Annotated in this window: 28 protein-coding genes; 21 read left to right on the forward strand and 7 right to left on the reverse strand. The window is 63.1% G+C overall.

Annotation, left to right across the window (positions count from 1 at the left end; all coding sequences use genetic code 11):
• The first annotated feature begins 117 nt into the window (after nt 1–117).
• From BB934_RS26300 to BB934_RS26325, 7 genes are all read left to right on the forward strand, one after another.
• Nucleotides 118–609: a DUF992 domain-containing protein gene (locus BB934_RS26300; protein ID WP_099512307.1), complete on the forward strand. Its 492-nt coding sequence runs from the start codon at nt 118–120 to the stop codon at nt 607–609.
• Between the two features lie 222 nt (nt 610–831).
• Nucleotides 832–1,098 (forward strand): hypothetical protein, encoded by a 267-nt coding sequence (locus BB934_RS26305; RefSeq protein ID WP_099512308.1) that lies wholly within the window; start codon nt 832–834, stop codon nt 1,096–1,098.
• Between the two features lie 34 nt (nt 1,099–1,132).
• Complete coding sequence (locus BB934_RS26310) at nt 1,133–1,969, forward strand: LssY C-terminal domain-containing protein (protein WP_099512309.1); 837 nt, start codon at nt 1,133–1,135, stop codon at nt 1,967–1,969.
• A gap of 469 nt (nt 1,970–2,438) precedes the next feature.
• Nucleotides 2,439–2,909 (forward strand): DUF6894 family protein, encoded by a 471-nt coding sequence (locus BB934_RS47350; RefSeq protein WP_157934319.1) that lies wholly within the window; start codon nt 2,439–2,441, stop codon nt 2,907–2,909.
• 125 nt (nt 2,910–3,034) lie between these two features.
• The gene (locus tag BB934_RS26315) at nt 3,035–3,760 is read left to right on the forward strand and encodes an outer membrane protein (RefSeq protein ID WP_099512310.1); all 726 of its coding nucleotides are present in this window, start codon (nt 3,035–3,037) and stop codon (nt 3,758–3,760) included.
• A 143-nt stretch (nt 3,761–3,903) separates the two neighbouring features.
• Nucleotides 3,904–4,260: an HdeA/HdeB family chaperone gene (locus tag BB934_RS26320; protein WP_099512311.1), complete on the forward strand. Its 357-nt coding sequence runs from the start codon at nt 3,904–3,906 to the stop codon at nt 4,258–4,260.
• 10 nt (nt 4,261–4,270) lie between these two features.
• On the forward strand, nt 4,271–4,867 hold the full coding sequence (locus BB934_RS26325) for an adenylate/guanylate cyclase domain-containing protein (RefSeq protein ID WP_237050110.1): 597 nt from the start codon (nt 4,271–4,273) through the stop codon (nt 4,865–4,867).
• A gap of 238 nt (nt 4,868–5,105) precedes the next feature.
• On the opposite strand, the gene BB934_RS26330 is transcribed toward BB934_RS26325, so the two are convergent.
• Entirely contained in the window at nt 5,106–5,339 is a 234-nt protein-coding gene (locus tag BB934_RS26330; protein WP_099513240.1) for an NAD(P)-binding domain-containing protein, read from the reverse strand.
• 276 nt (nt 5,340–5,615) lie between these two features.
• Nucleotides 5,616–6,509 carry a LysR family transcriptional regulator gene (locus BB934_RS26335; RefSeq protein WP_099512312.1) on the reverse strand — a complete coding sequence of 298 codons (894 nt, stop codon included), beginning with the start codon at nt 6,507–6,509 and terminating at the stop codon, nt 5,616–5,618.
• Between the two features lie 87 nt (nt 6,510–6,596).
• Here BB934_RS26335 and BB934_RS26340 point away from each other — a divergent pair, with 87 nt between their 5' ends.
• From BB934_RS26340 to BB934_RS26355, 4 genes are read left to right on the forward strand one after another with little or no spacing between them, the layout of a single operon-like run.
• Nucleotides 6,597–7,943 (forward strand): acyclic terpene utilization AtuA family protein, encoded by a 1,347-nt coding sequence (locus BB934_RS26340; RefSeq protein WP_099512313.1) that lies wholly within the window; start codon nt 6,597–6,599, stop codon nt 7,941–7,943.
• Nucleotide 7,944: 1 nt separating this feature from the next.
• Nucleotides 7,945–8,289: an AtuA-related protein gene (locus BB934_RS26345; protein WP_099512314.1), complete on the forward strand. Its 345-nt coding sequence runs from the start codon at nt 7,945–7,947 to the stop codon at nt 8,287–8,289.
• Between the two features lie 25 nt (nt 8,290–8,314).
• Nucleotides 8,315–9,286: a Bug family tripartite tricarboxylate transporter substrate binding protein gene (locus BB934_RS26350; protein WP_099512315.1), complete on the forward strand. Its 972-nt coding sequence runs from the start codon at nt 8,315–8,317 to the stop codon at nt 9,284–9,286.
• Nucleotides 9,287–9,325: 39 nt separating this feature from the next.
• Nucleotides 9,326–11,377 carry a 3-hydroxybutyrate oligomer hydrolase family protein gene (locus tag BB934_RS26355; RefSeq protein WP_099512316.1) on the forward strand — a complete coding sequence of 684 codons (2,052 nt, stop codon included), beginning with the start codon at nt 9,326–9,328 and terminating at the stop codon, nt 11,375–11,377.
• A 315-nt stretch (nt 11,378–11,692) separates the two neighbouring features.
• Here the strand turns inward: BB934_RS26355 and BB934_RS26360 are convergent, their stop codons facing one another.
• Both BB934_RS26360 and BB934_RS26365 read right to left on the reverse strand, forming a co-directional pair.
• Complete coding sequence (locus tag BB934_RS26360) at nt 11,693–12,106, reverse strand: VOC family protein (protein ID WP_210422120.1); 414 nt, start codon at nt 12,104–12,106, stop codon at nt 11,693–11,695.
• Between the two features lie 329 nt (nt 12,107–12,435).
• Entirely contained in the window at nt 12,436–13,611 is a 1,176-nt protein-coding gene (locus tag BB934_RS26365) for a phosphatase PAP2 family protein (protein WP_162299194.1), read from the reverse strand.
• A gap of 506 nt (nt 13,612–14,117) precedes the next feature.
• Here BB934_RS26365 and BB934_RS26370 point away from each other — a divergent pair.
• Nucleotides 14,118–14,513 (forward strand): hypothetical protein, encoded by a 396-nt coding sequence (locus BB934_RS26370; RefSeq protein WP_099512319.1) that lies wholly within the window; start codon nt 14,118–14,120, stop codon nt 14,511–14,513.
• Here BB934_RS26370 and BB934_RS26375 read toward each other — a convergent pair.
• Nucleotides 14,510–15,532 carry an IS1595 family transposase gene (locus BB934_RS26375; protein WP_099512320.1) on the reverse strand — a complete coding sequence of 341 codons (1,023 nt, stop codon included), beginning with the start codon at nt 15,530–15,532 and terminating at the stop codon, nt 14,510–14,512. The two genes, BB934_RS26370 and BB934_RS26375, sit on opposite strands and share 4 nt — an antisense overlap.
• A gap of 344 nt (nt 15,533–15,876) precedes the next feature.
• Between BB934_RS26375 and BB934_RS26380 the strand changes: the two genes are divergently transcribed.
• Nucleotides 15,877–16,467: a sulfocyanin-like copper-binding protein gene (locus BB934_RS26380; protein WP_099512321.1), complete on the forward strand. Its 591-nt coding sequence runs from the start codon at nt 15,877–15,879 to the stop codon at nt 16,465–16,467.
• 141 nt (nt 16,468–16,608) lie between these two features.
• Here BB934_RS26380 and BB934_RS47355 read toward each other — a convergent pair whose 3' ends face one another.
• Together BB934_RS47355 and BB934_RS47360 are read right to left on the reverse strand one after the other, a co-directional pair.
• Entirely contained in the window at nt 16,609–16,932 is a 324-nt protein-coding gene (locus tag BB934_RS47355) for a M15 family metallopeptidase (protein WP_157934320.1), read from the reverse strand.
• Entirely contained in the window at nt 16,890–17,309 is a 420-nt protein-coding gene (locus BB934_RS47360; protein ID WP_157934321.1) for a hypothetical protein, read from the reverse strand. Before BB934_RS47360 ends, BB934_RS47355 begins: the two co-directional genes overlap by 43 nt.
• Nucleotides 17,310–17,453: 144 nt before the next feature.
• Between BB934_RS47360 and BB934_RS26390 the strand changes: the two genes are divergently transcribed.
• The 8 genes from BB934_RS26390 (at nt 17,454) to BB934_RS26425 (ending at nt 23,087) form a co-directional block, all read left to right on the forward strand.
• Nucleotides 17,454–17,948 (forward strand): hypothetical protein, encoded by a 495-nt coding sequence (locus tag BB934_RS26390; protein WP_157934322.1) that lies wholly within the window; start codon nt 17,454–17,456, stop codon nt 17,946–17,948.
• Nucleotides 17,949–18,818: 870 nt separating this feature from the next.
• Complete coding sequence (locus BB934_RS51005; RefSeq protein ID WP_418294754.1) at nt 18,819–19,031, forward strand: helix-turn-helix domain-containing protein; 213 nt, start codon at nt 18,819–18,821, stop codon at nt 19,029–19,031.
• Nucleotides 18,992–19,276, forward strand: a complete 285-nt coding sequence (locus BB934_RS26400) for a helix-turn-helix domain-containing protein (protein ID WP_157934323.1) — start codon at nt 18,992–18,994, stop codon at nt 19,274–19,276. Before BB934_RS51005 ends, BB934_RS26400 begins: the two co-directional genes overlap by 40 nt.
• Before the next feature lie 63 nt (nt 19,277–19,339).
• Nucleotides 19,340–19,762, forward strand: a complete 423-nt coding sequence (locus tag BB934_RS26405) for a helix-turn-helix domain-containing protein (RefSeq protein ID WP_099510510.1) — start codon at nt 19,340–19,342, stop codon at nt 19,760–19,762.
• Entirely contained in the window at nt 19,726–20,301 is a 576-nt protein-coding gene (locus tag BB934_RS26410; protein ID WP_237050334.1) for an IS630 family transposase, read from the forward strand. Before BB934_RS26405 ends, BB934_RS26410 begins: the two co-directional genes overlap by 37 nt.
• The gene (locus BB934_RS26415) at nt 20,279–20,863 is read left to right on the forward strand and encodes an IS630 family transposase (protein WP_157934324.1); all 585 of its coding nucleotides are present in this window, start codon (nt 20,279–20,281) and stop codon (nt 20,861–20,863) included. The genes BB934_RS26410 and BB934_RS26415 overlap by 23 nt, the downstream gene beginning before the upstream one ends.
• A 127-nt stretch (nt 20,864–20,990) precedes the next feature.
• Nucleotides 20,991–22,244 carry a TolB family protein gene (locus BB934_RS26420; protein WP_099512326.1) on the forward strand — a complete coding sequence of 418 codons (1,254 nt, stop codon included), beginning with the start codon at nt 20,991–20,993 and terminating at the stop codon, nt 22,242–22,244.
• Between the two features lie 60 nt (nt 22,245–22,304).
• Nucleotides 22,305–23,087 (forward strand): D-glutamate cyclase family protein, encoded by a 783-nt coding sequence (locus BB934_RS26425; RefSeq protein ID WP_099512327.1) that lies wholly within the window; start codon nt 22,305–22,307, stop codon nt 23,085–23,087.
• Nucleotides 23,088–23,197 lie beyond the last annotated feature (110 nt).

A 23,197-nucleotide genomic window follows, 5' to 3' on the forward strand; every position in this document is an offset into this window, starting at 1 on the left:
GGCACGTTGATCGTCTATTGGGCCGCGTCGAATAGAACAGCCAGTGACGACAACGAAACCCGCAAGAGCCGACCCCTCATCATTGACGACCAACCGCGTGAACATGGAACTCCCGTTATGATCATTGCCAATAAACTGAACATTGCCGCGCTTGCCCTGAGTGCCGCGGTCCTCGCGTCGGCGGCACCCGCTCTTGCGCAATCCTCCGTCAGGGTCGGGACGCTCGCCTGCGATGTCTCGGCCGGCATTGGCCTGTTCGTCGTCCAGAAACAGACCCTTCGCTGCACCTTCACGCCGAACGGAGGCGGACCCGTCGATGCTTATACCGGCAAGATCGACGAGTTCGGTGTTGCCCTTGGCGAAGTCGCGGCGGGACATCTGATCTGGGGTGTCATCGCCGCGGCGCCAGGGTTGCCGAGGGGTGCGCTGGCGGGAACCTATGCCGGGGCCGGCGCCGAGGCCACGCTTGGCGTCGGACTGGGAGCAAACGTGCTTATCGGCGGCACGGGGCGTGCGTTCTCGCTACAGCCCATTTCGGTCGAGGGGCAAGTTGGTCTCAACATCGCGGGCGGTGTGACGACCGTGACGCTCGTGGCGGCCAATTCGTAAACGGCACAGCTCCTTTCCGCCATCGTTTCAGTGTCTGAAAGGCTTTTACGACGAGCCGAGATCTTGGGTCGTCCAGTCCCGTCCCATTCGGTCAAGCAGGTGCCGCCGGAACGGGAGATACTTCCGCCCGGATGTCATCTCCCGCCGTGCGGCACAAACCCGTCGGGGCAGGACGGCCGCGGTCCAGGACAGGGCCGGAATCCTCATTCGGGAGTCATCACGATGCACCGTTATCTCCAGCTCATCATCCTCGGTTCGTTGATCGCCGCAGGTCCCGGCCTGGCGCAGGACAGCAATCGACCATTTACGCCCTCGGGAGAGATCCAGATCCCGTCCGGCGCAGAGATTGACCGGATGCTCGACAGCAATACCGTGCCACCTCCGAACAAGGAGTTCTCGCCCAATGATGCGAAGGCCATCCAACAGATGGACCAAAGGGCCAAGCGCATCGATCGGGAGGTCATGAAGGGCATCTGCACGGGATGTTGATCACTGCCGCGTTGATCACGGCGGAGCCTGGATCATGAGAGTGCTGAACCGCCTCCTGCAACGCCTCGTGATTCTTGGATTGGGCGTTCTTTCTGTCTGGCTGATCGTCTTCGTGGTCTTCGACACCGCGGACCAGAGGCTGCCGTGGATTCTGGCCGTGGGCCTCACTTACGGAATCGCCGCCTATCTCATCCTTCCACGGGTCATTCGCATGGGCCTCAAGCTTCTCCACCGGAAGCGGGTGCCCAGCTTCACGACGACAGGTGATGGATTGCCGGGCGATCCCGTCAACGTGGCGCTCGTCGGAACGCTCGCACAGCTCCGCGCCGCCTTCGCAGCCCTCGGCTGGTCAGAGGCCGACCGGCTCGGCCTGGCCAGTTCCTGGGGCATGATCCGTGCCTTCGTGTTCAACTCACCCTATCCGACGGCTCCGTTCAGCACCCTCTACCTGTTCGGCCGCGGTCAGGACGTCGGGTTTCAGAAGGCAATCGACAACAGCCCTCGCAAGCGCCATCACATCCGGTTCTGGTCGTTGAGCCTCGTGCGGGCCGAGGAAACCTGGGCAGGGGGATCCGCGAACTTCTGGCTGAACACCGACCGACCGCCGGACGACGAACGCGTTCTCTGGGTCGGGGCGGGCACGAGAGACACGGGCCTGTCCCTGACCCACCTCACCTTCCAGGTCACCCACGCCACGGACTCGGATACAAATGTCGAACGCGACTTTATCATCGCCGAACTGGAGAACATCGGGTCCATCGAGGCGGTGAAGGTGTATCAGGCCGGCCAATGCCTCGCCACGGAACGTGTCAACCACTACACGACCGACGGACGGGTGACGTTGGCGAGCCTCGTGGTCAAGGCCAGTTGACGCGGCTCGTGCGGCTTCGAAAAGATGGTTCGCAAGGATTACTCTCGAACTCGCGCGTTGATGATCTCCGCCAACCAACGGCGCAGGGTTTGGCCTTGCCCAACGGAAACCGGGATCGGCGGGCTGCCATCTCCTCCGCTCATCCCGGCTCATCGCAGCGGAGGGGCATAGAGCACGGCTCCCATGTTCCAGAGCTGGTTGAGACCGCGCGGGATGCCCAGGTGCGACCTCACGCCGAGGTTCCGCTCACATCTCGGGAGAATCGTCCTGTTTCCATGCTCGGTTACCCTGGGTTCTGTCCCTGCGCCCGCTATTCAGACCGCATTGGATCAAGCGCGCGCCCGTCGGGTCAGCACCAAAACCATGGTCTTCCGCCGCCAGATTCCGGGAAAACCCCACTATCGGCTCGACCCGAAACGATCACTATTCGTCCAAGAGAGCGAATCCTCCATCGAGCGGTTTCGACCCGATGCATTCCCGCTTCTATTTCCATCTCACCAATGGTGAGGACGTGATCGGAGACGAAGTCGGCGCTCTGGCCTTCGACATTCATGCTGCCGTGAACTATGCGCTCGAAGCCATCGAGCAGCTTCGCGCCGAAGATCCATCGGCAGTGGCAGAGTGGTTTGGTTGGAGGCTTGAGATCACCGATGAGACGGGACGGATCATAAGAGACCCTCTCCCTCGACGACCCGGTCTCGAAGACCTTCTCGCGACAATAGCAGGACAAACCAAGCCTGGATCTCGTGAGATCGTTCCAGTGACACCTCTGGTACCCCCGCCTTCCAAGCCAGGACAAAGCCAGGGTTCTGATCGTTGCGGTCAAGCAAAAAGCTTTCGGCGCGACCCAAAATCAGGGTCTGCCGCCGCCAGATTCCGGGAAAACCCCAATGGCGGCTTGACCGAAAACAATTCAGGACTTGTCCATGCGATCGGGTGACTGGATGCAGCCGTCCTCGTTGAGTTGGCGCGCACTGGCCGCAGTCGGGGGAGAAAGCCATGACCAACCATGTCGTAGCCGGACGCGCGGGATCGATCCCTTGTCAACGAGGAGTTCGTTAAGAAATGTTTCGCTTCACTGCCGGATTCTGCGCCGGATTTGTCGTTGCTGCATGCTCGCTTGCCGCCCAGGCCGCCGATCTGCCGTCCCGGACGATCGAACCTTCAGTTCCGTTGCCGCCTGCGTTCACGTGGACCGGTTTTTACGTCGGTGCCCAAGCTGGATCGGCGCAGACCAGAACCGAGTTGACGGCCGGGGCCGCCATCGCCGGCCGGGAAGCCGTTGGTTCCTTGCCCAGCCTGGACAAAAACGGCGCCGCGGCCGGCCTGCTTGCCGGCTACAACCATCAGATCGGCCAACTTGTCCTCGGTGCCGAGATCGACGGTTCGGCCCTCATCACCGGGAAGCAGCGCTACACCGCCCTGACCGGTGACTTCATCACCGCTCATACCAATTGGGTTGGCTCGGCTCGGCTCCGCGTCGGCTATGCCTTCGAGCGGTTCATGGTCTACGCGACCGGCGGCCTCGCGTTGGCGGCTCCCAAGTCGACGGTGACGGGCACGGGCTATTCCTATGGCGCAGGCGACAGCACCCGCGTTGGCTGGACGCTCGGCGCGGGGGCCGAATATGCCATCACGAACAACTGGATCACGGGTCTGGAGTATCGGTACTCACAATACCAGGAAGATACCTACACCTATCCGGTTGGCGTCGGCGGGCTGGGGATCGTCGGATTCAAACAGCAACTGAGCACCAATCAGGTTGTCGGGCGCCTGCTTTACAAGTTCTGACCCTGCCCGGAGCCGAACGAGAACGAGCCTGACTTTTGGTTCGGACGCGATCAACGTCCGTCCCGGATGTCCCTCGTGTGACGCATGACATGGCAAAACGCGTTCGATCGTCATCATTCACCGGAATCAAGAGGAAAGCTGTCATGACCAGAATTCTCGCTGCAATTGTTGCGTCGATTGTCTTCACCGCCCCAAGCATTGCGACGGCGCAGGTACCGCTCACAAGCTATGCCGACGCCAAAGGCTTCATCGACGTTCAAACCCTGACCTGCGCACAGTTGGCCGGCACCTTTCAGGAAGACGCCGATCTCCTCTCCGCCTGGTACAGCGGCTGGTACAACGGCCTGGCCAAGAAGCATTACCTCGACCTGAAGCGAGGTAAGGTCGTGGAGCACGAAGTCATCGTGTACTGCAAGGCCAATCCTGAGAAGAAAATCACCGAAGCGCTTGCGGTCGTCTTCAACGACGAACGCGCCAAGCAGGGAATCGACATGAAGTGAGCGGGACGGCGTGGCCAATGCAGCGAGAGTTCCCGGCGCTTTCGGCGGCTTCGGAGCGCCGCGCGGCATCGCGGTCCGCCGCTGGCGGAGTCGTCTTCGGCATCCGCAGCCGGAGCCGGACGATGCCCGGCGCGCCATCCTGTGCGCCCGGGAGATCATCAGGCTCGTCGCGTGCTGGAATGCCAGGCGCCGCTTCGGCCCGCACGTGCGGGTCGGCATCGGCCTTCACACTGGCGAGGCGTTCCGCGGCGTGCTCGGCGCCCGGGAGCGGCTGGAGTTCACGGTGCTGGGCGACGTGGTGAACGTGGCCGCTCGCATGGAGCAGATGACGAAGCGGTTCGGCACGTCCGTGATGGCCACCGAGGCCACGGTCGTCCGGGCCGGCGGGGCCGGCGAATGGCAGGAGGTCGGTCGTGAGGCTCCGAGGGGGCGATCAGGAGCGGTGCGCATGCTTGTTCCCTCCGACCTGATCCTCGCCAGCCGACCAGCCAGCTTGCATGAGCAAAGGTCCAGGACGGACAGCGGCGGCGCCAATGGCGGACTTCATCCGGCCCACACTTCCTCAACACCGTTCGCTTTGGTCCGCTATCACTCGTTGTGTTTCTGAATCTGCAAAGGAGAAGTCGATGCCCGTGAGATTGCCATTGTTCCTGATCCTGTCGGCCCTGGTCTCCGGTTGCGTGTCGGGCCCTTCAGGTGGCCAACCGCCAAATTATGTCGAGACCGAGCTCACCCAGAGCCCGATCCCGCGAGGATCGATGGTCGCGTCGCCGGATCTCCCCGGTGACATTGGCGGTCCTGAATAGGCTGCCTCTTCCAGAGGGCTGCCTATCCGAGACCCTGCATCAGCCCGCGGCCGCGGGCGATTCTGTTAGGATGCTGGCGACGAGGTCGCCCTCCCGCGCGGCTTCGGCCGGCGTGGCGGCCCGTGCGTGCTCGCCCAGTTCCGCCGAGAGATCGGCCAGGGTCTCAGGCCCCCGGGAGTTGCTGAGAATGACGTTGAGGCCAGCCGCGATGGCCAGGCGCGCCACCTGGCCACTGATCATCCCGCTGCCGATAAACCCAATGGTCTGTGTCATGAAGGTCTTCTTCCATCGCGCTGAGGCGGCGCCCTGCTGAATGAGGAGGAGATATACATTCATGCCTGGCTGCATTTAATCCGAGCTGGCAGCACAACACTTCTGCACATTATGCGGGAATTCCAAGTCGAGAGTGATGAAGGAATGGCCGCTTCTGGCACACCTGAGACGTAAGCCCATGGGCAGCAATCCTCAGGAAACCAGACGTTCCAAAGAGTCCGGGAATATCAGTACCTGATCCCAAGCGGACTTTCCGCGGACTCGGTGATGTTCCGCTCAGGTGGTTTGTAGCGCCTGGATCAAGTTGCGGGCAAAGCTCTCGCTGGCGGGCGGAAGTGTCCGTTCCGCTTTCCTGATCATCGAGATCTCCCGGGTAAATCGTCGGTCATCCACAGGGCGCGAGCGCAGGGTCTGCTCAGCGCGGACTTCCATGGCCGATCCAGGCAGGATGGCGGCCCCCAATCCCGCCCGCACCATGCCCACCGCCGTCGACATGTAGGTCGCTTCGGCGGCAACGATGGGCAGCCGGCCGGCGGCTAGGAACGCTGCGTCAACCACCGCACGCACGCTCGTGGCCGGATGCATCAGAATAAGTGGATGTCGGGTCAGAGCCTCCACATCAACCCGTTCCATGTCTCCAAACGAATGGCCGACCGGATAGACGACGTGCATGTGGTCCTGTGTCGTGTGCAGCACTTCAAAATCGGGATCGACGATGCGGCCGCCCGTCAGCCCCAGGTCGACCTGCTCCTCACGGACCTGGGCAATGACCCCGCTCGCAATCACATCGTGTATCACGAACGAGATCTTCGGGTTCGTCTCCCGAAACTGCGCGATGATCTCCGGCAAAACACCGGACGCAAACGAGGGCAGGACCGCGAGCCGAACGATCCCGTGGCGCTGGGCGGCCACGTCCCGAGCCTCGGCGACTACTGCATCGATATCCCGCAGGATGCGCTCTAGTGCCGGAACCAGCTCTCGCCCCATCCGGGTAAGGGAGACGCTGCGGGTGTTGCGGTCGAACAGGCGCACGCCCAAGGCTTCTTCGAGATTGCGGATCTGCACCGTAAGCGCCGGTTGCGACAGGTTCAGGAAGCTGGCGGCCCGCGTGAAGCTGCCAAGCTGGGCCACGGTGAGAAAGGCGCGCATCTGGCGGAGGTCAGGATTCATAATCCTAGCCTATTACGGTGATCTAATCATTTCAATTGTGTGATCGCTGGGTCCCGCCTCTAATGCGCGGGAGATCTGGAGGCATCCATGAGACAGATCAGGATCGGCGCCGGCGCAGGCTATTCCGGCGACAGGATCGAGCCGGCCATCGAGCTCGCCGAGAAGGGTGATCTCCAATACCTCGTCTTCGAGTGCTTGGCCGAGCGGACCATCGCCCTGGCCCAGCAAGCCAAGCTCAGGGATCCGGCGAGCGGCTACGACCCGCTCCTGCCGGAGCGTTTGCGCGCGGTCCTTCCGCTCTGCCACGCCAAGGGCGTCCGGATCATCACCAACATGGGCGCGGCCAACCCCATCGCCGCGGCCGAACGCACCCGGACAGTCGCCCAGGAGCTGGGCCTGTCGAACCTGAAGGTCGCCGCCGTCACCGGCGACGACGTCCTCCACCATCTGTCCGGCGGGACCTATCGCGTGGAGGAAACAGGAGCCACCGCTGCCGAGCTCGGCAACCGGATCGTATCGGCCAATGCCTACATCGGAGCACGGCCCATCGCCGAAGCGCTCGCCAACGGCGCCGACATCGTCATCACGGGCCGGGCTGCCGATCCCTCACTCTTCGTCGGACCGCTCGTTCATGAGTTTGGCTGGGGGTTGGATGACTGGCACCGGCTCGGCCAAGCCACGCTCATCGGGCATCTGCTCGAATGTGCCGGGCAGGTCACGGGCGGATACTTTGCCGATCCGGACTACAAGGACGTGCCCGACCTGGCCCGCCTGGGCTTTCCCATCGGCGAGGTCAGCGAAGACGGGTCGGTCGTCGTGACCAAGGTTCCCGGCTCCGGCGGTCGGGTCATCGCGGCGACATGCAAGGAGCAGATCCTGTATGAGATCCACGATCCGGCCCGGTACCTGACCCCGGACGTGACCGCCGACTTCTCGAACGTCACGGTCGAGGAGATCGGGCCTGACCGGGTTCGCATCCAGGGTGCCTCCGGCAGCCCAAGGCCGGAGACGCTGAAGGTCTCGGTCGGAGCCGTCGAGGGCTTCGTCGGCGAGGGGCAGATTTCCTATGCCGGACCGGGCGCCCGCGCCCGCGGCGAACTGGCGCTCGACATCGTCAGGGAACGTCTGACACTCACGGGGGTGCGCGCCTCCGAGCTGCGCTTCGACCTCATCGGCGTCAATTCCCTGCACGGCGACAGGCTCTCGGGAAACGGCGGCCACCATGAGCCGTACGAGGTTCGCGTCCGGGTTGCCGGCCGCACCGACAGCCTGGAGGAGGCCGTGCGGATCGGCAACGAGGTCGAAACCCTCTACACCAACGGCCCGGCCGGCGGGGGAGGCGTGACGAAATCCGCCCGTGAGGTGGTTGGCATCCTCTCTGCCTACATCCCGCGCGAGATCGTTCGCCCTGCCGTTCACTACGTGGAGGCTTGAGATGAAGCTCCGTCAGATCGCCCATTCCCGCGCCGGTGACAAGGGCAACACGTCCAGCATCTCGGTGATCGCCTACAATGAACGGGACTACCCGCGCCTGCTGCGGCACGTGACGCCCGAGCGCGTCAAGGCCCATTTCGGCAACGTCGTGGCCGGTGACGTGATCCGCTACGAGATCCCAAGCCTTGGGGCCTTGAACTTAGTCCTGCGCCAGGCGCTGGGCGGCGGCGTGACCCGCTCGCTGGTCCTCGACACCCACGGCAAGAGCCTGAGCTCCGCCCTGCTCGATCTCGAGATTCCCGACGAACCCCAAACCCACGAAGCGCCAGCCCAAGGCGACGCCTGACAGCCATCCCCTGGAGGAGACGACCATGAGAGTGAAGACCTGGACTGCTGCTACCCTGACCCTTGCCGGAACCCTTCTGGCAGCCTTGCCTGCCGCGGCGCAGACCTATCCGAGCCGCACCATCAAGTTCATCGTGCCATTCGCCGCCGGCAGCGCCACGGACGCGCTGGCCCGCATCGTGGGTGAGCATGCCTCGAAGACGCTGGGGCAGTCGATCATCATCGAGAACATGGCCGGCGCGAACGGCGTCGTGGCCGCCCAGAACGTGGCGCGGGCCGAGCCGGACGGGCACACGGTGCTGATCACCACCAACACGACGCATGGGGCCAACCAGAGCCTGATGAAGAACGTGCCGTACGATGCGATCAACAGCTTCGAACCGGTGACGAAGCTCGGCACCATCACGCTGGCGCTGATCACGAACCCATCCGTTCCGGCCAAGAACGTGCAGGAGCTCATTGCTCATGCCAAGGCCAAACCCGGCGACCTGACCTTCGGCTTCGGCTCGAGCTCGTCCCGCATCGCCGGCGAGATGCTGAAATCCCTGGCCGGCGTCGACATCCGGGGCGTGCCGTACCGCAGCAACCCGCAAGCCATCACCGACCTGCTCGGCGGCCAGATCAACATCATCTTCGCCGACATCTCAACGACGCTGCCGCAGGTGAAGGGCGGCAAGGCCAACGGGCTTGCCGTCTCGACGGCCAAGCGCAGCCCGCTGGCCCCCGATCTGCCGACCATGGCCGAGGCTGGGGTGCAGGGCTACGATCTCGCCGCCTGGTTTGCGGCGTTCGTGCCAGCCAAGACGCCGAAGCCCGTGGTCGACAAGTTGCGTGAGGCGCTCGTGGCAGCCGTCAACGACAAGGCCACCCAGGAGAAGTTGCTCACCGCCGGCATCGAGCCGGAGGCCAGCACGCCTGAGGAGCTGAAGGCGTTCGTCGGTGCCGAGATCAAGAAGTGGGCTGACATCGTCAAGGCCGCCGGCATCCAGCCTGAATAATCGGCCTGACCAACAACGCCAAATTACAGGGAGGATGAGATGAAGCGCACGATCTTTCGTTTCCTGACGACGGTTGCGTGGCTCGGGGCAGCCTCATTGGGTGCACACGCCGATACGCCAGGCGAGACCAGGAAACCGGACTGGCTGCAAGCCGTGCAGAGAACTGTCTTCGATGGACAGTCTGATGATCTTGCCACGGCAGGGCTTGGTACCGCCGGTCTGACCGAGAAGGCGCCGGCGCCGACATACGCTGACACACTTCGCCCTAAGGCGGCAGAACTGCGGCGTGCTGCCCTGTTTCTCCGCGGCTCGTCGGGGGAAGGCTTCGGGCGGCTCTATGGGCCCAATGTGGATCCGCGCAGCGGTGCGGCTCTCCCCGACGATGGCAAGATGGCCGGGACCGAATATCTTGCCTACGCTGATGACGGCGAGGGCCGCCAGAACGTGGCCATGCTCTTGCAGGTCCCGGCGTCGTTCCGGGCTGAGCGGCCGTGCATCCTTGCCGTCCCTGTCAACGGATCCTCAAGCCTGTATCGCGACATTGTTGATTTCGGGTATTGGGGCCTGCGGCGCGACTGTGCCGTCGTGTACACCGACAAGGGACTTGGCAATGGCGTGCACGACCTGGAAACCGACACGGTCAATCGTCTTGATGGCACCCGAACCAATGCGAGAGAGGTTGGCCGGGAGGCACATTTCAAGGCCAGCTTGGACGAGAGCAAACGCCAGGAGTTCCTGAAGTCGTTCCCGCACCGCATCGCCTTCAAGCACGCCCACTCAAGGCAGAACCCGGAGGCTGGTTGGGGCCGTGATGTGGTACGGGCGATCCAGTTTGCATTTTACCAACTCAACCAGGATGCCCGTGGCTCAGGGGACGGTCCTTACCTGACCCGTGACAACACGCTGGTGATTGCCACTGGCAGTTCCAATGGAGGAGGCGCTGCCCTGTACGGCGGTGAATACGACAGGGAGAGCTGGATCGACGGCGTCGTGGCCGCAGAACCTCAGGTGCAGGTGCAGCCTAACGATGCGGTGATGGTCGAGCGTGGGAGCACCATACGGCCAGGTACGGGCCGGACACTTCTCGACTACTTCACCACGGCGATCCTGTATCAGCCCTGCGCCGCCGTGGCGCCGCCGGATGCGCCCCGGCGTGAGAAACTCGCCTTCGCAGAGAACCGGTGTCGGTCCTTGAAGGAGAAAGGATTGCTCTCGGCGGATACGATGGAGGCCCAAGCCAAGGAGGCACTCGCAAAGCTGCGGGACTATGGCTGGGAACCCGAGGCTGACGTCTTGCACGCCTCCCACTACGACATCGCGCCGGATGCCACGGCCGCGAAGTACGCCAGTGATCACGGCCGCTTCGGTGTCGAGGATCGGATCTGTGGCCTCAGCTATGCCGCCGCGGACGAGGACGGCCGTCCGATGCCGATACCGGCAGACGTGCTGGCGACCATCTTCGCAACGGCGCCTGGCGGAGCTCCTGTGGGACCGGTCGACATTATCAACGATCTGGATCCCGCCGGGCCACGGCGCAGTGCCGTCTCGGTGTCTGCCTCGACCGGACGTCAGGACTACAACCTGGATGGAGCGCTCTGCCTTCGGGAACTCGCGACCGGCCAGTCAGCCGATGCCCAACGGGTCCAGGCGGGCAATCGCGAGTTCCTCGCGTCCGGAGATCTGCACGGCAAGCCGACCATCATCGTTCATGGCCGTGCCGACGCGCGCGTTCCGGTCGGCTTTACGTCCCGGCCGTATCTTGCTCTCAACAGCCTCGTCGAGGGTGACCAGAGCCGCTTGCACTACGTCGAGGTGGCCAACGCGCAGCATTTCGGCGCGTCTGAGCCGGGCTATGACAATCGGTTTGTCCGGTTGACGATCTACCACCTGCGTGCGTTGGAGCAGATGTACGCTCACCTGACGCAAAGGGCATCCCTGCCAGATCACCAGGTTGTGCGTCCCACTCCTCGGGGTGGGGAACGCGGGCAGGCACCAGCTCTGGAAGCGAGGAACATCGCTCCCATCGTCGAGCGGCCGTCCAAGGCCGATCAGATCCGGGCTGAGCGTGGCCGGGTGACCGTACCGGATTAAAGGAGCGCGCGGGAGTGTCACCGCTCCCGCGTTTATCCCTGTGAGTCACCGGATGGACACTGCTCGCCCTCACGAGGTGTGGCATGTGCAAGATGGATAAGCCGATCTGAAGTTTCCGCCGACAATCTAGCAGTCGAAAGGTCAGTTCCTGGCACTTCTCGGAAGTAGACCGATGGTCTGCACTCGCAAGGAACAGCAGACGTTCCTAGAGGGCGGGGATCGTCAATGCGTGACCCGGTGCGGACCTTCGCCGATTGGGCTCGTGAAGCTCATGACCGTGCAAGTCTCGCAGGTGTGGGCGCAATTCGGGTCCTGTCAGTCTGAGCTTGCGGCATTGATCTCGATGATGTTGCGGTCAGGATCGAGAATATAGATCTGCGGGTATCCAACACGCATAGAGGTCCTGATGCCCATCAGATCATCAGGGCTCGCGTCCTCGCGATACCCCTTGGCTTTGAGCGCTTCCAGAGCCTGTGTATAGCTGGTGACCCGAATGGCAAAGTGGATGTCGTTGGTATCCATCCCTTTCGTGCTCCGGAATGTTGCCTGAGCATCACCAACAACAAGGTGTAGTTCCTGGCGAGTACCCACTTGGAACCACGCCCCAGCCACAGGCAAGGCAGGCCGCGGGATCTCCGTTAATCCGAGGACCTCCACGTAGAAGCGACGGGAGCGCTCCAGGTCAGCACACGGGAGAGCCACATGGTGAAGGCCATCTATCTCCATCATCGTCTCCTGGCTGCACCCCCTGAGCGCACATTGCGCAAGTGCTGGAACATAATCAGGCCACTATGACGAGGCTGAGAGCGCCCTTGCAACTCGTCTTGGGAGGTAGCAATCGAGTTCGCAAGTCAGCTTGGGTCTGCTCGTCCGGCCTCAGCAGATACTCGTGACGGGCAAAGGATCGGCAGCGCCTGACCCGCACCGGACCTTTGCACCCGTCTCCAGGCGACCTGTTCCTGAAGGATCATGGAAACGGGTGCATGAGATCAGAACTGCATGCTACGGCGCCATCGGCCAAGTCAGTTGAGGCGACCAACGGTCCGCGGCACGAGACCTTACAGGTCAGGATCACGCCGGGCGCGCGCTACCACAGCTTCACCCACGTGCTGGCCAATCTCCCATCCGGCATCGATGTCACTTCTAAAGTGAATGCCAGCCCAGAACCGTGACTCGCCCCATTCCCGCGCCCATCCGGCGTAACGCGCTGCTTCGCGTGGAAAGAGATAGCTCAGGACCACTACGGGTCCCATCCCGAGCGTGGCGGCGTTCGAAGGGTAGGTCGGGAAGTTGGGGGTTGGAAAGACTGTTGTGACCGTCGGGTCGAACTGATTGGGGCGCGCCGCCCAGTAATGGAACTTCGCATCCTGCGACGCGACCCAGCCGTCATAATGAGCCACATAGACAAGAGCATAAGCCCGTGCTGCGCGTCGGGCATTGTTCTCGACCCCTGCCTCGGACAACCGCAGGCCAACCTCCTCGCCCAAGCGGAAGATCAGCCCCGGCTGACCCTGTTGTCCGTACTGCCAGTAGTTTGCCTTGGAGATCATAAGAGGGGTGCGCTTCAGGGTCTTCACCTCCTCAAGCTCAGCCAGGCGCTTCGGCGAGTCCGGTGCAGGCGGTGGTCCAGGGCGGAACTGGCTTGGTGACGTGAGAGCAAAGGTTTTCCACTCCACATCATTTACCCCACCGGGGTTCTCGCCCTTCCAATAGCCAGGGCCGAAGGGCATGCTCCCGGACCACTTCGTGTCACTGATCTTGGCATAGGCGATCACGCGCTCAGCCACTTTCCGCCCGAGGTCAAGGCCCGCCTGCGCATCGCTGGGAAACGCCACCCCAGCAAGGACGCGACTGCGGGACGCTTCCTCGGCCGCGGCCATGACGCGCTGCGCCTCTTTCGGGTAGATGTGAGTGATAATGGCCGCCGCGGCCCCAGCCGCCACCGAGTCCTCGCATGGATAGGAGGGGCTGGCCGGGACAGCAACGGCAGCGGCGAGGGTATTGTCGATCTCGCTGGGGCGCTTTCGGTTAACCGTGTACTTGGCGTCCCATGCCGCTGTCAGGGCATCGTCAATGGCCACATGCATCATGGCATAGGCGCGAGAGGCTTGGCCCGTGCCGAGCGGGTTGGCTACCGAGATGTCGGTCAGCATCTCGTTCCAGCGGTATGAAGGAGACCAAAAGTCCCAGTAGCGAATGCGCTCCAACGTGGCTGGGTCGCGCTGGTTGGCCAAGCTATGAAGCTGTTGGAGGTCAGGTGCTTGCTCGGCCGGCGGTGCAATCTGCAACTCCTTAGGGGAGCTCAGGACCCAAGGCTGCCATCCGCTCGCTGCCGGGTCAGATGACGCGTTCGCCGGTTGGCCACTGACGGATGCTGTAGATGCAAGCAGGCCGGTGAGAGCGGTGAGGGCCACCAAGGCTCGTCTGCCAGATCCGTGCCTTCCAGGTGTGGTGGGACAAGAAGCGGCTGAACGCGAAATCCATTGCGCTTCGCGCCGCGAACGCTGTTGAAGCATGGCGCTCTCCCATCGCCGATGTAACCGCAAGGACGGCCGGACAACCCAGGCGAGGAGGGGCCGGAGCAGAACACGCCCGAGCCGTGCAATTAATCGGCATTAGGTAGCAAAAACCACCAGTTTTAATCCGCGTCGCTTGATACTTTTCGGCTCCATTTTGGGGGGCTGGCGACGTGAGAGTTGAAGAGGAATTGGAGCGGAAACGCGCAGAGCTTGTGAGTGAGATGCAGACACTCGCGCTCCGGATCGAGACGATCAAAGAACAGGTCTCAGCAATCGATCAGGTGATCGCGATCTACGATCCGGCGCACGCGCCGAAGGACGCCGCTCCCGTAAAGCCGAAGCGGATCAGGAACAGCGCCTCCGTTCCGGTGGAATTGAACCGGATCAACAAGACCGAGGCGATCCTCGAGGTACTGCGCGAGGCTGGCGGACCACTCTCGACGGCGGACTGCACAAAGCACATTGCGGAAAGACACGGCGTCAGCGCCGATGATCCCGGGATGCCGCGGTTCGTGACGCACGTATCGGCCGCCCTTAGCGCACTCTTGAAGCGGAACCGTGTCCGGCAAGCAGGAACCATCGATGGCCACAAGCATCTCTGGGAGATTGCGACCTAGCAAAGGACTGGCGCTTGATCTCCCTCCCAGACAAGGTCCGGCGGCTTGTTGCCCTGCCAGTAGCCACACAGGTAGCGTGAGGTCTTGCGTGCCAAGGCCTGCCGCAGCAGCGAACGGGTGAGCCCGCCGTTGCTCAACTGGCGCAGGTCCTCGCGCCAGGCAAGGTCCGCCACGTACCAGTCGAGATAGCGTGTCGAGAAGCGGTGATGGATGCCGACATAGGCCCGTTGCACACGACTGAAGAAGCTCTCGACGAAGTTGGTGTTGGTGCCGTCCTCGGAGGAATACGCCTTCGAGTGGTTCACCCGCCCCAGGCGGTTGAGACCGATGAGGTCGTTGTAGCTGCCGTGCTCGTCGGCGAAGACTTTCGCATCGCGGGACACATGGTCCCTGACAGCGGACCAGGCAGCATCGCCGTCCTCTTCCCGGATGACGCGAGTGAAGGTTTGGCCGAGGAAGCCCCGCTGACGGATCGCCAGGGCGCAGAGGCGGTCCGGGCTGCGGTTTCCCCTGAGACGGCGGTCCACACGGTTCTCCGCCTTGTTCTCGGGACGGACGTGCCCGCCCGCGTACTTGCCGTCGATTTCGACCTCGCCATCAAGGACCATGCCCTCCCGGCGTGAGGCCACGACCTCCCTCAGCTTCATCAGGAGAACCCAGGCGGTCTTGTGCTGCACCCCGAGCTCGCGTGAGAGCTGGAGGGCGGCCTTGCCTTTGACCGAGTTGGCCGCAAACCAGATCGCGAGGAGCATCTTCTTGAACGGCAGCTTGCGCCAGGCGAAGGCCGTTCCGGACGTGACGGTGAAGACGTGCTTGCACTCCTTGGCGGAGCACTTGAATCGCTCCCGGGACATCTCATAGCAGCGCAGGTTCCCGCAATGCGGGCAGTACGGTTCGCCGTCCGTCTCGGGCCAACGGGCTTGCCGGAACAGCTTCTTGGCGGTTCGTTCCTGCATGCTGGCGAGTTCGGTGATGGTCAGGTCGCGCGCCCGGGGCGACAGGAGGAAGTGCTGTGCCATGGCTCAGCGCCTCCCTCGGGACGAGGAAGTGCGAGCGCGGTATTTCCCAGCCCCCGGCGATGGTCGGGATCGTGAACTCCATGGAAACGATGGCGAGGTGCATGCTTTGGCTCCGGCGGCCGGGAGTGGCCATAATTAGGACAGCGGCAACGCTTGGCGACCCAGCTTAGGGTCGCGGCGTTACGGGTAGGTGCTGTTATATGAGCCTTTGCATGGCCACGCTTATGCCAGAAGGCTGGGCTGGAGTCGATCGGGAATTGAGGATATTCTGTCCTCCACGGCGAGGCCTACTCAACCTCCATTGCGGCCGCTCACGCTCCGGCTATCTTGCATGGGAGGAGCATATGATCGCGCGCTTTGCTCGACTTGCCCTTGTTGCCTCAACTTTGGGACTGCTTCCTGAAATGGCATCGGCTGGGGAGCCTTTCGTCCCGAGTTGGATCAAGAACGATCCCGCCGCCAAGACGGTGGCAATGGAGATCGTGGCGGCTTGGAACGCGGTCGCCCGGTACGCCAAGGACAACATCCGCACCGACATCCTGGAGTTCAATGGCTACTGGGGCGGCAATCTCACGATCATCGTGCCGACGGGCTGGTCGGTGAACATTGAGTTCATCAATCGCGCCGGGGCCGTCCGGCACGGCCTGATGGTGACCAGGACCTATGCGGAGTCCGAAATGCCCGTGCAGTTGCGGGAGGAGGACGCGATCTGGGGGGCCTACGTCCGCCCTCTGGAGGGCATCTTTCCCCAGGAGACGGCGCAGCTCGATTTCACCGCGCGGCAATCCGGAAGCTACTTCCTCGCCTGCTCGCGGCAGAACCATCTCATGTTGGGGCATTGGATCGGCCTTGAGGTGAAGGATGGGCTCGATCAGGCGGTGGCTGTCATCCACGAAGACAAGTTCCCGCCGGAGCAGCCTCCAGGACGTCCTTAGGAGCTTGGGGTGCGTTCCTGGAAGGAGGCTCTTCTTCCAGAAGCCGTTTTCATAGGCCTGAGCAGTCGGTCCAAGACACTCGATGCGACCCATGCTCCGCTAATTCAAGTCGTTATTGTAGGGAATTCTGCCGAATGCCGGTCATTTCCCATTCTGCGAGAAGTGCTTGTAGTCCGCGATCTCAGACCTATCGCCGCCCCAGCGCCATTGGCGTTTCTTGAAGGCCTCGGTCACCACGCTCCTTGGAACGATGATCCCGGTCACGTTGCCCGAACGGTTCGCTGGGTGATTGTACGGTCTGCCCGCCTCCGGTTTGGTCACGCTCATCGGGCTCCTCGGATCCCCAGGGGCATACGGGTTCTGCACGGGGTTGATGTCGACCGCGATCCCCTGCATGTGAGCGATCGGCTTCAACCCGGCACTCACGGGGCGGCAGTTGAACGCATTGGTGTTGTTGGCCGCCATCGACTGATCGTCGTCGCCCCGTACGTGTCGATGAGCTCCATGCGCTCGATGCGGAACGAGTTGCTGTCGTATATCTCCTTGAAGGCAGCGGCCACGTCCGCGGCGGCTTTCTCGGCCACGATCAGATGCCCGAGCTGGGATTGTCCCTGGAAGTCGTGATACGGCACCGTAAGCAGCACGAGTTCGGCCCGTGATGGGCATCCAATTCCCTCGTGCCAGGACTTTCCCTGCATCTCGGCCCATACGCTGTCAGGGATCGATTCCTGCCGCACCACCATCTCCTGGGCGCGGGCACCGCAGCACACCACCGACTGGACAAGGATTGCGAGAACGGCCGCCTGCCGTGGCATCGACCTGGAAGCACCGACATGGGACACGGCGTTCCCCCTGCGCTGACGTGCGAGTAAGCCATCCTACCGCCATCCGCGGTCAAAGTCCCGTTTGCATTCGGTGAAAATCTCTGCACTCGCAAACGGGAAATATCCTGTCCGTCTAGGCGCTTATCTGCTGCTTGGTGGTCTTTGCTGCCGAATGCCGAGAGAATCCGCCTGCGCGTCCAGTCCGGCACGCCCGCGAGGGCCGTCGTGCATTGCCTGATCGACGACGAATCGCCGCTGGCGCAGGTCGATATCATCCTCGCCCAGGATCAGTTCGACGCGCTGTTCCGGCACCTCTGGATCAGCCCGACACCGGCGATCCTCCGCGTGGCGATCTCGCCGACCTGCTTCCAGTATGCGATGGCCGGAATGGCGCCCGGATACCCCGAGGACGTAGTATTCCCGGGCGGTGTGACGACCGCGCAGATCGACGATGTCACCGTCGAGAAGAGGCTCTCGGCACCTGCTGCAAGCGATATGACCGACGACACCCCCGCGGACGCCCCACCCGACCCGTCCCTGGCGCGCCTCGACGTCATCAGGAAGCACGCAGACAAGATTGCGGCATCGGTGAAACGCATCGAATTCTTTGCAGGATTGGCCCTCGGAATCCTCGTGATTTCCGCGTTTCTTCGATGAGAAAGAGCGGCCCGGACCTGCCCAAAGGACTCGAGATCCGGGACTCGGAGGACGTCCGAACGAGAGAAGGCCCGCCTCCGTTAGGGAAGCGGGGTCGACGTCGAGCAGGCAGGCGAGATCACGCGCCGCCTGCGTCCGGAACAGTGGCAATCCCTGACAGCAGACGGTGCCGCGCGGGCCGAAGGTGAGGAATGACGCGCTTTCCCGGATGCGGGTCAGCAGGTCAGCATCGTCGGCGACGATGGCGGAAGCGGAAATGATGTGCATGGATACGCTCGTCCCAGGGCGAACGGCGGCGGCCGTCGCGTGAACCGACCAGGGCGTGTTCAGTGAGGATCAGCGTATGGAGTATATGCAGGCGGGACGCACGACCACGGTGCGCGGGAGGCGCTGTCCGGTATTGGCGGCATGTGCGGATAACTGGGTCATGATCAGAACAAATTAGAAACATGACCAAGCTTGTCAACCCGAGGTCCCTTACCTCTTTCGAGATCGGGCGGTGGCATCCGGCGGTTCAGTAGCCGCCAAGACAGACCCTGCAATCCGCTAACTCCATAGCATGCGCGATACCTCGCAAGACCGCGCTGAAAGAAGGATCGGGCAGATCGGGGAAGGCTGTCCTCTCCCATGATCTTGCTGACGGGCTTGGCCATCCTAAACCGCATCTAAACCGCATCCAGTTTGAGAACCATGGTTTTGGGCTTGGATTAGCGGCGGGCGTTCCCATCTGAGGCACTTTCCTCAGATATGGGTGGCGTCATGCTACGGGTTGATTGTGCACGCTGGGGTCAAACACCGGATGACCTGCGGCGGCTGGCGCTGAACGCACCTCATGCGCGCACCCGCGAGCGCGCGCTCGCCCTCTACGACATGGCTCAAGGAAGCTGCGCCACCCAGGTGGCGGCACGCACCGGGCGCCACCCGCAGACCGTGATGGGTTGGCTGCATGCCTACCACACACAGGGCCCCGCGGCCCTGGCCTATGGCCGCACCGGCGGCCGTCCCCCCTTTGTGCCCGAACCGCCGCCAGTCTCGGCGAGGTCGTGCGCGCGGCCCAGGGTGCGGCGGCCGCGCCGCCCGTAGACGGCGCCGATCCGCCGCCTCGCTTCACCCTCAAGCGCCTGGTGGCGTTCGTGCGCGAGCGCTTTGGTCTCAGCGTCTGTCGCGAGACCATCCGGGCGGCCCTGCACCGCCTCGCGCTGTCGTGGAAGAAGGCCAAAAAGCTGCTCGGCCGCGCGGATCCGGAGCAACGACGGGCTTTCATCGATCGCCTCCCGGACCTGCTGGCCGGCGCCCAACGCGACCGCCACCTCCTAAAGCGCTTTTGATCTGGACTTGAATCGCTTCGGGTGGTCTGTGCGTTGACTGGGATATGGCCCGGGAGGCAAACCATGCCCCAGCCCTATTCTCCTGATCTGCGTGAGCGTGTTCTTGTCGCCTGTGCGCGTGGCGACCTTCCTCAGGTTGAGATTGCCCGCCGCTTCCAGGTCTGCCCCGCCACCGTCTCGAACTGGCGCCGCCAAGAGCGCGAGGAGGGCCGACGCTGTCCCAAGCCGCACAGCGGCGGCGTGCCCTCGCGCCTGGATGCAGCAGCTCTGGAGGTGCTGCGTCAGCTCGTGGCCGAAGACAATGACGCGCTGCTGCGCGAGTACCGCGAGCGCCTGGCCGAGCGAACGGGCGTGACGGTGTGTCTGGCGGTGATCTGCGAGGCGCTCAAGCGGCTCAAGCTGCGTCCGAAAAAAAGACCCTTCGGGCGGCCGAGCAGGAGCGGCCCGAGATTGCCGCCGAGCGCGAGGCCTATCGCCAGCAGATGAGCGAGCTTCCCGTGGAACGCCTGGTGTTCCTCGATGAGAGCGGAGTGACGACCAAGATGGCCCGCACTCATGCGCGAGCGCCACGTGGGCAACGCGCCTATGGCTCCATCCCGCTCGGCTCGTGGCAGCGGCTGACGGTCTTGGGCGCACTCGCCTGTGAGGGCCTGGTCGCTACGATGAGCATCGAGGCCTCGACCTCGACCTCCGTGCTTTTGGCCTATCTCGAGCAAATCCTGGTACCGGCCCTCAAACGCACCAAGCCGGATGCCATTCTGGTGTTGGACAACCTGCGCCCGCATCGGGCCACAGAAGTGCGAGACCTGCTCGCGCAGGCCGGGATCGGGCTTTTGTACCTGCCGCGCTATTCCCCGGAGTTCAACCCGATCGAGCCCGCCTGGGCCAAGATGAAAGAGCGGCTCAAGGCGAAAGCGCCTCGCACTCTTGAAGCTTTGGAAGCGGAACTCAAACCCGCCCTCGACACCATCACCGCAAAGGATGCCCGAGGCTGGATCAGGCATGCCGGCTATGCCCTACACTGATCCCAAAAGCGCTTTAGTCTATCTTGATGAGGCTCACCTTCACCAAGACACCGATCTTGGTTATGGCTGGTGCGCCCGCGGCGAGCGGCTGTGGGTGGCCTCCTGCTCGCCCGGGCTCTCGGCCAAGGTGTCGTTCTATGGTCTCTATCTCTACAACGAGGGCGAGGTCCGGCTGTGGCCCTATGCCCGCGCCAACGGAGAGCACACGATCGAGGTGCTGCGTCGGCTGCGGGCCGAGGTGTCCGACCGCAAGATCATTCTGCTGTGGGATGGAGCGCCCTACCATCGCGCCCAGGCGGTCCGGGTGGAGGCCTCCGATCTGAACATCGCGCTTGTGCCCTTACCCGGCTACAGCCCTGACCTGATGCCGGTGGAGGCGCTCTGGCGCTGGCTGCGCGAGGACGTCACCTATCACCACTGCCACAGCAGCCCTGAAGATCTCACCCGACGCGTCGCCGCTTTCGAAACCCGCATCAACACGGATCCATGCGCCCTGGCCGATCGCCTCTGGGTCAAGGATCAGCTCGACCCCAAGGAGGAAGAACTACGGTTCCCAAAATAGACGCGGTTTAGTTCCCCAGGGTGACGGTCCGGCCGGACGGCGGCAACAGATGACGGTCACGACAAGGCTTTCGTCGCGTTCCCACGCGTAACAACGTTCGTGAACTCAATCCGAAAGGATCGGTGCCATGCCGAGAAAGCATTTCGCAATCGAGCGCGTCTCCGTGTCCACCGACGGCAGCGAAGGAATCGGCGGCAGCTCCTCGCCCGATATTTCGGGCGATGGCCGCTATGTCGCCTTTACAAGCAACGCCCCCGACCTCGTGCCGGATGACGACAACAATACGGACGACGTCTTCGTCCATGACAGGCGGACGAACACCACCGAGATCGTCTCCGTGAACAACGCTGGGGACGAGGGCAACCTCGGCGGCAGCGTACCTTCCATTTCGGACAATGGCCGCTTCGTGGCGTACTACAGCCGGTCCTCGAACCTCGTCCCGGACGATGGGAACGGCACCGATGCGGACGTCTTTGTCTATGACCGCAAGACCGATACCACCGAGATCATTTCCGTGGCCAGCGACGGCAGCGCGGCAAATGACGAAAGCTTCCTCCCCAAGATTTCCGCCAATGGCCGTTACGTGGTCTACGAGAGCAATGCCTCCAACCTCGTGCCAGGCGACGGCAATGGCGCAACCGATGTCTTCCTGCACGATCGGCATACCGGAACCACGGAGCTCGTCTCGGCGTCAGCGGCCGGCGGCGCGGGAAACGGCGACAGCTCCCAGGCCTTCATCTCCTCCGATGGCCGCTTCGTGACCTATAGCAGCCTCGCCACGGACCTCGTCGACGGGATCGACGACAACAACAACGGCTTCGACGTCTTCGTCTTCGACCGGAAAAATGGGACCACCGAGCTCGTTTCGACAACCCCCGAAGGCAGAGTGGGCAATCTTGACAGCGTTGCCTCCGGGATTTCGGCCAACGGCCGTTACGTGGCCTTTTACAGCCTTGCCTCTGATCTTGTCCCGGACGACGGCAACGATGTCTTCGACGTTTTCGTCCATGACCGGAAGCTGGGGACCACCGAACGGGTCTCCGTTGCCAGCAATGGCGAGGAGGGAGAGCTCGACAGCCTATTTGGCTCGATATCGGACGATGGCCGCTACGTGACCTTTTCCAGCGCGGCCACGAACTTCGCGCCGGGCGACGGCAACAACGCCCTGGACATCTTCGTTCATGACCGGAAGAAGGATACGACCACGCTTCTTTCCCGAAACCTCGACGGCGACGTCGGAGACGGCGAAAGCGGCGTCTCCGCGATCTCGGCCAATGGCAGGCATGTGGCCTTTTCCAGCGCGGCATCTGACCTCGTGCCGGGCGACGGCAATGGCTTCGAGGACATCTTCGTGGCGTCTCGGTTCGATTGGCTCGTCTAGGAGCCAGGCTCAAGACCGTTCGGTGTCGTCTCCGGCAACGCAGCGACGGAGGCTTTTACCATGATCGAGGCCGCTACCCTGTCACAGCGTTTCACGGATCCGGCCGAACTCCGGCGCGCGGCTCGGACTGGCGACTTCACCCGGACGACATCCGGCCATTGTGCCGGGTTCGCGCAAGCCAACATCGCCATCCTCCCGAGGCAGTACCAGGCCGAGTTCAGAACCTTCTGCCTGTTGAACCCCCAACCGTTGCCGCTGCTCGGGGTCTACGACTCCCCGATGCTGCCGGATCTTGGCGATGACATCGACATCCGCACCGACGTGCCGGCCTACGAGGTCTTCGACGGCGAGCGCTGGCACCAGGTCGGGGACGTCATCGATTTCTGGCGCTATGATTCCGTCACCTTCGCTCTCGGCTGTTCCTTCGGCTTCGAGGGGGTGCTGATGGATGCGGGCGTCCCGATCCGCAACATCGAGCAGGGCCGGACCGTGTCCATGTACGACACCAACATCCCGACCGCGCACACCACCCTTTTCAACGCGCCGATGGTGGTGACGATGCGACCCCTTCGGGCCGACCAGGTCGAGATCGCCCGGAAGGTCACCGGATCCCTGCCGGGAGCGCATGGAGCCCCGGTCCATGTCGGGCGCGACTGCGATGCGATCGGGATCACCGACCTGTCCCAGCCCGACTACGGCGATCCCGTGACGATCCGTGATGACGAAGTCCCGGTGTTTTGGGCCTGCGGGGTCACGGCCAATGCCGCCCTGCGCCGGGCGGGCATTCCTCACGTCGTCCATAAGCCGGGGCGCATGCTGGTGACGGATGTGAGGCTCTCCTGACCCCAGGCCCTAACTCAAGGGAGCGCTCGGTTCGTGGCGGAGGGCATGGACAGCAGATGCGTGAATGGTGGTTTGCGGCATCTGCGAAGTACGGCCGTCCTATCAGCCCC

The organism is Microvirga ossetica (assembly GCF_002741015.1).
Lineage (GTDB): Bacteria > Pseudomonadota > Alphaproteobacteria > Rhizobiales > Beijerinckiaceae > Microvirga > Microvirga ossetica.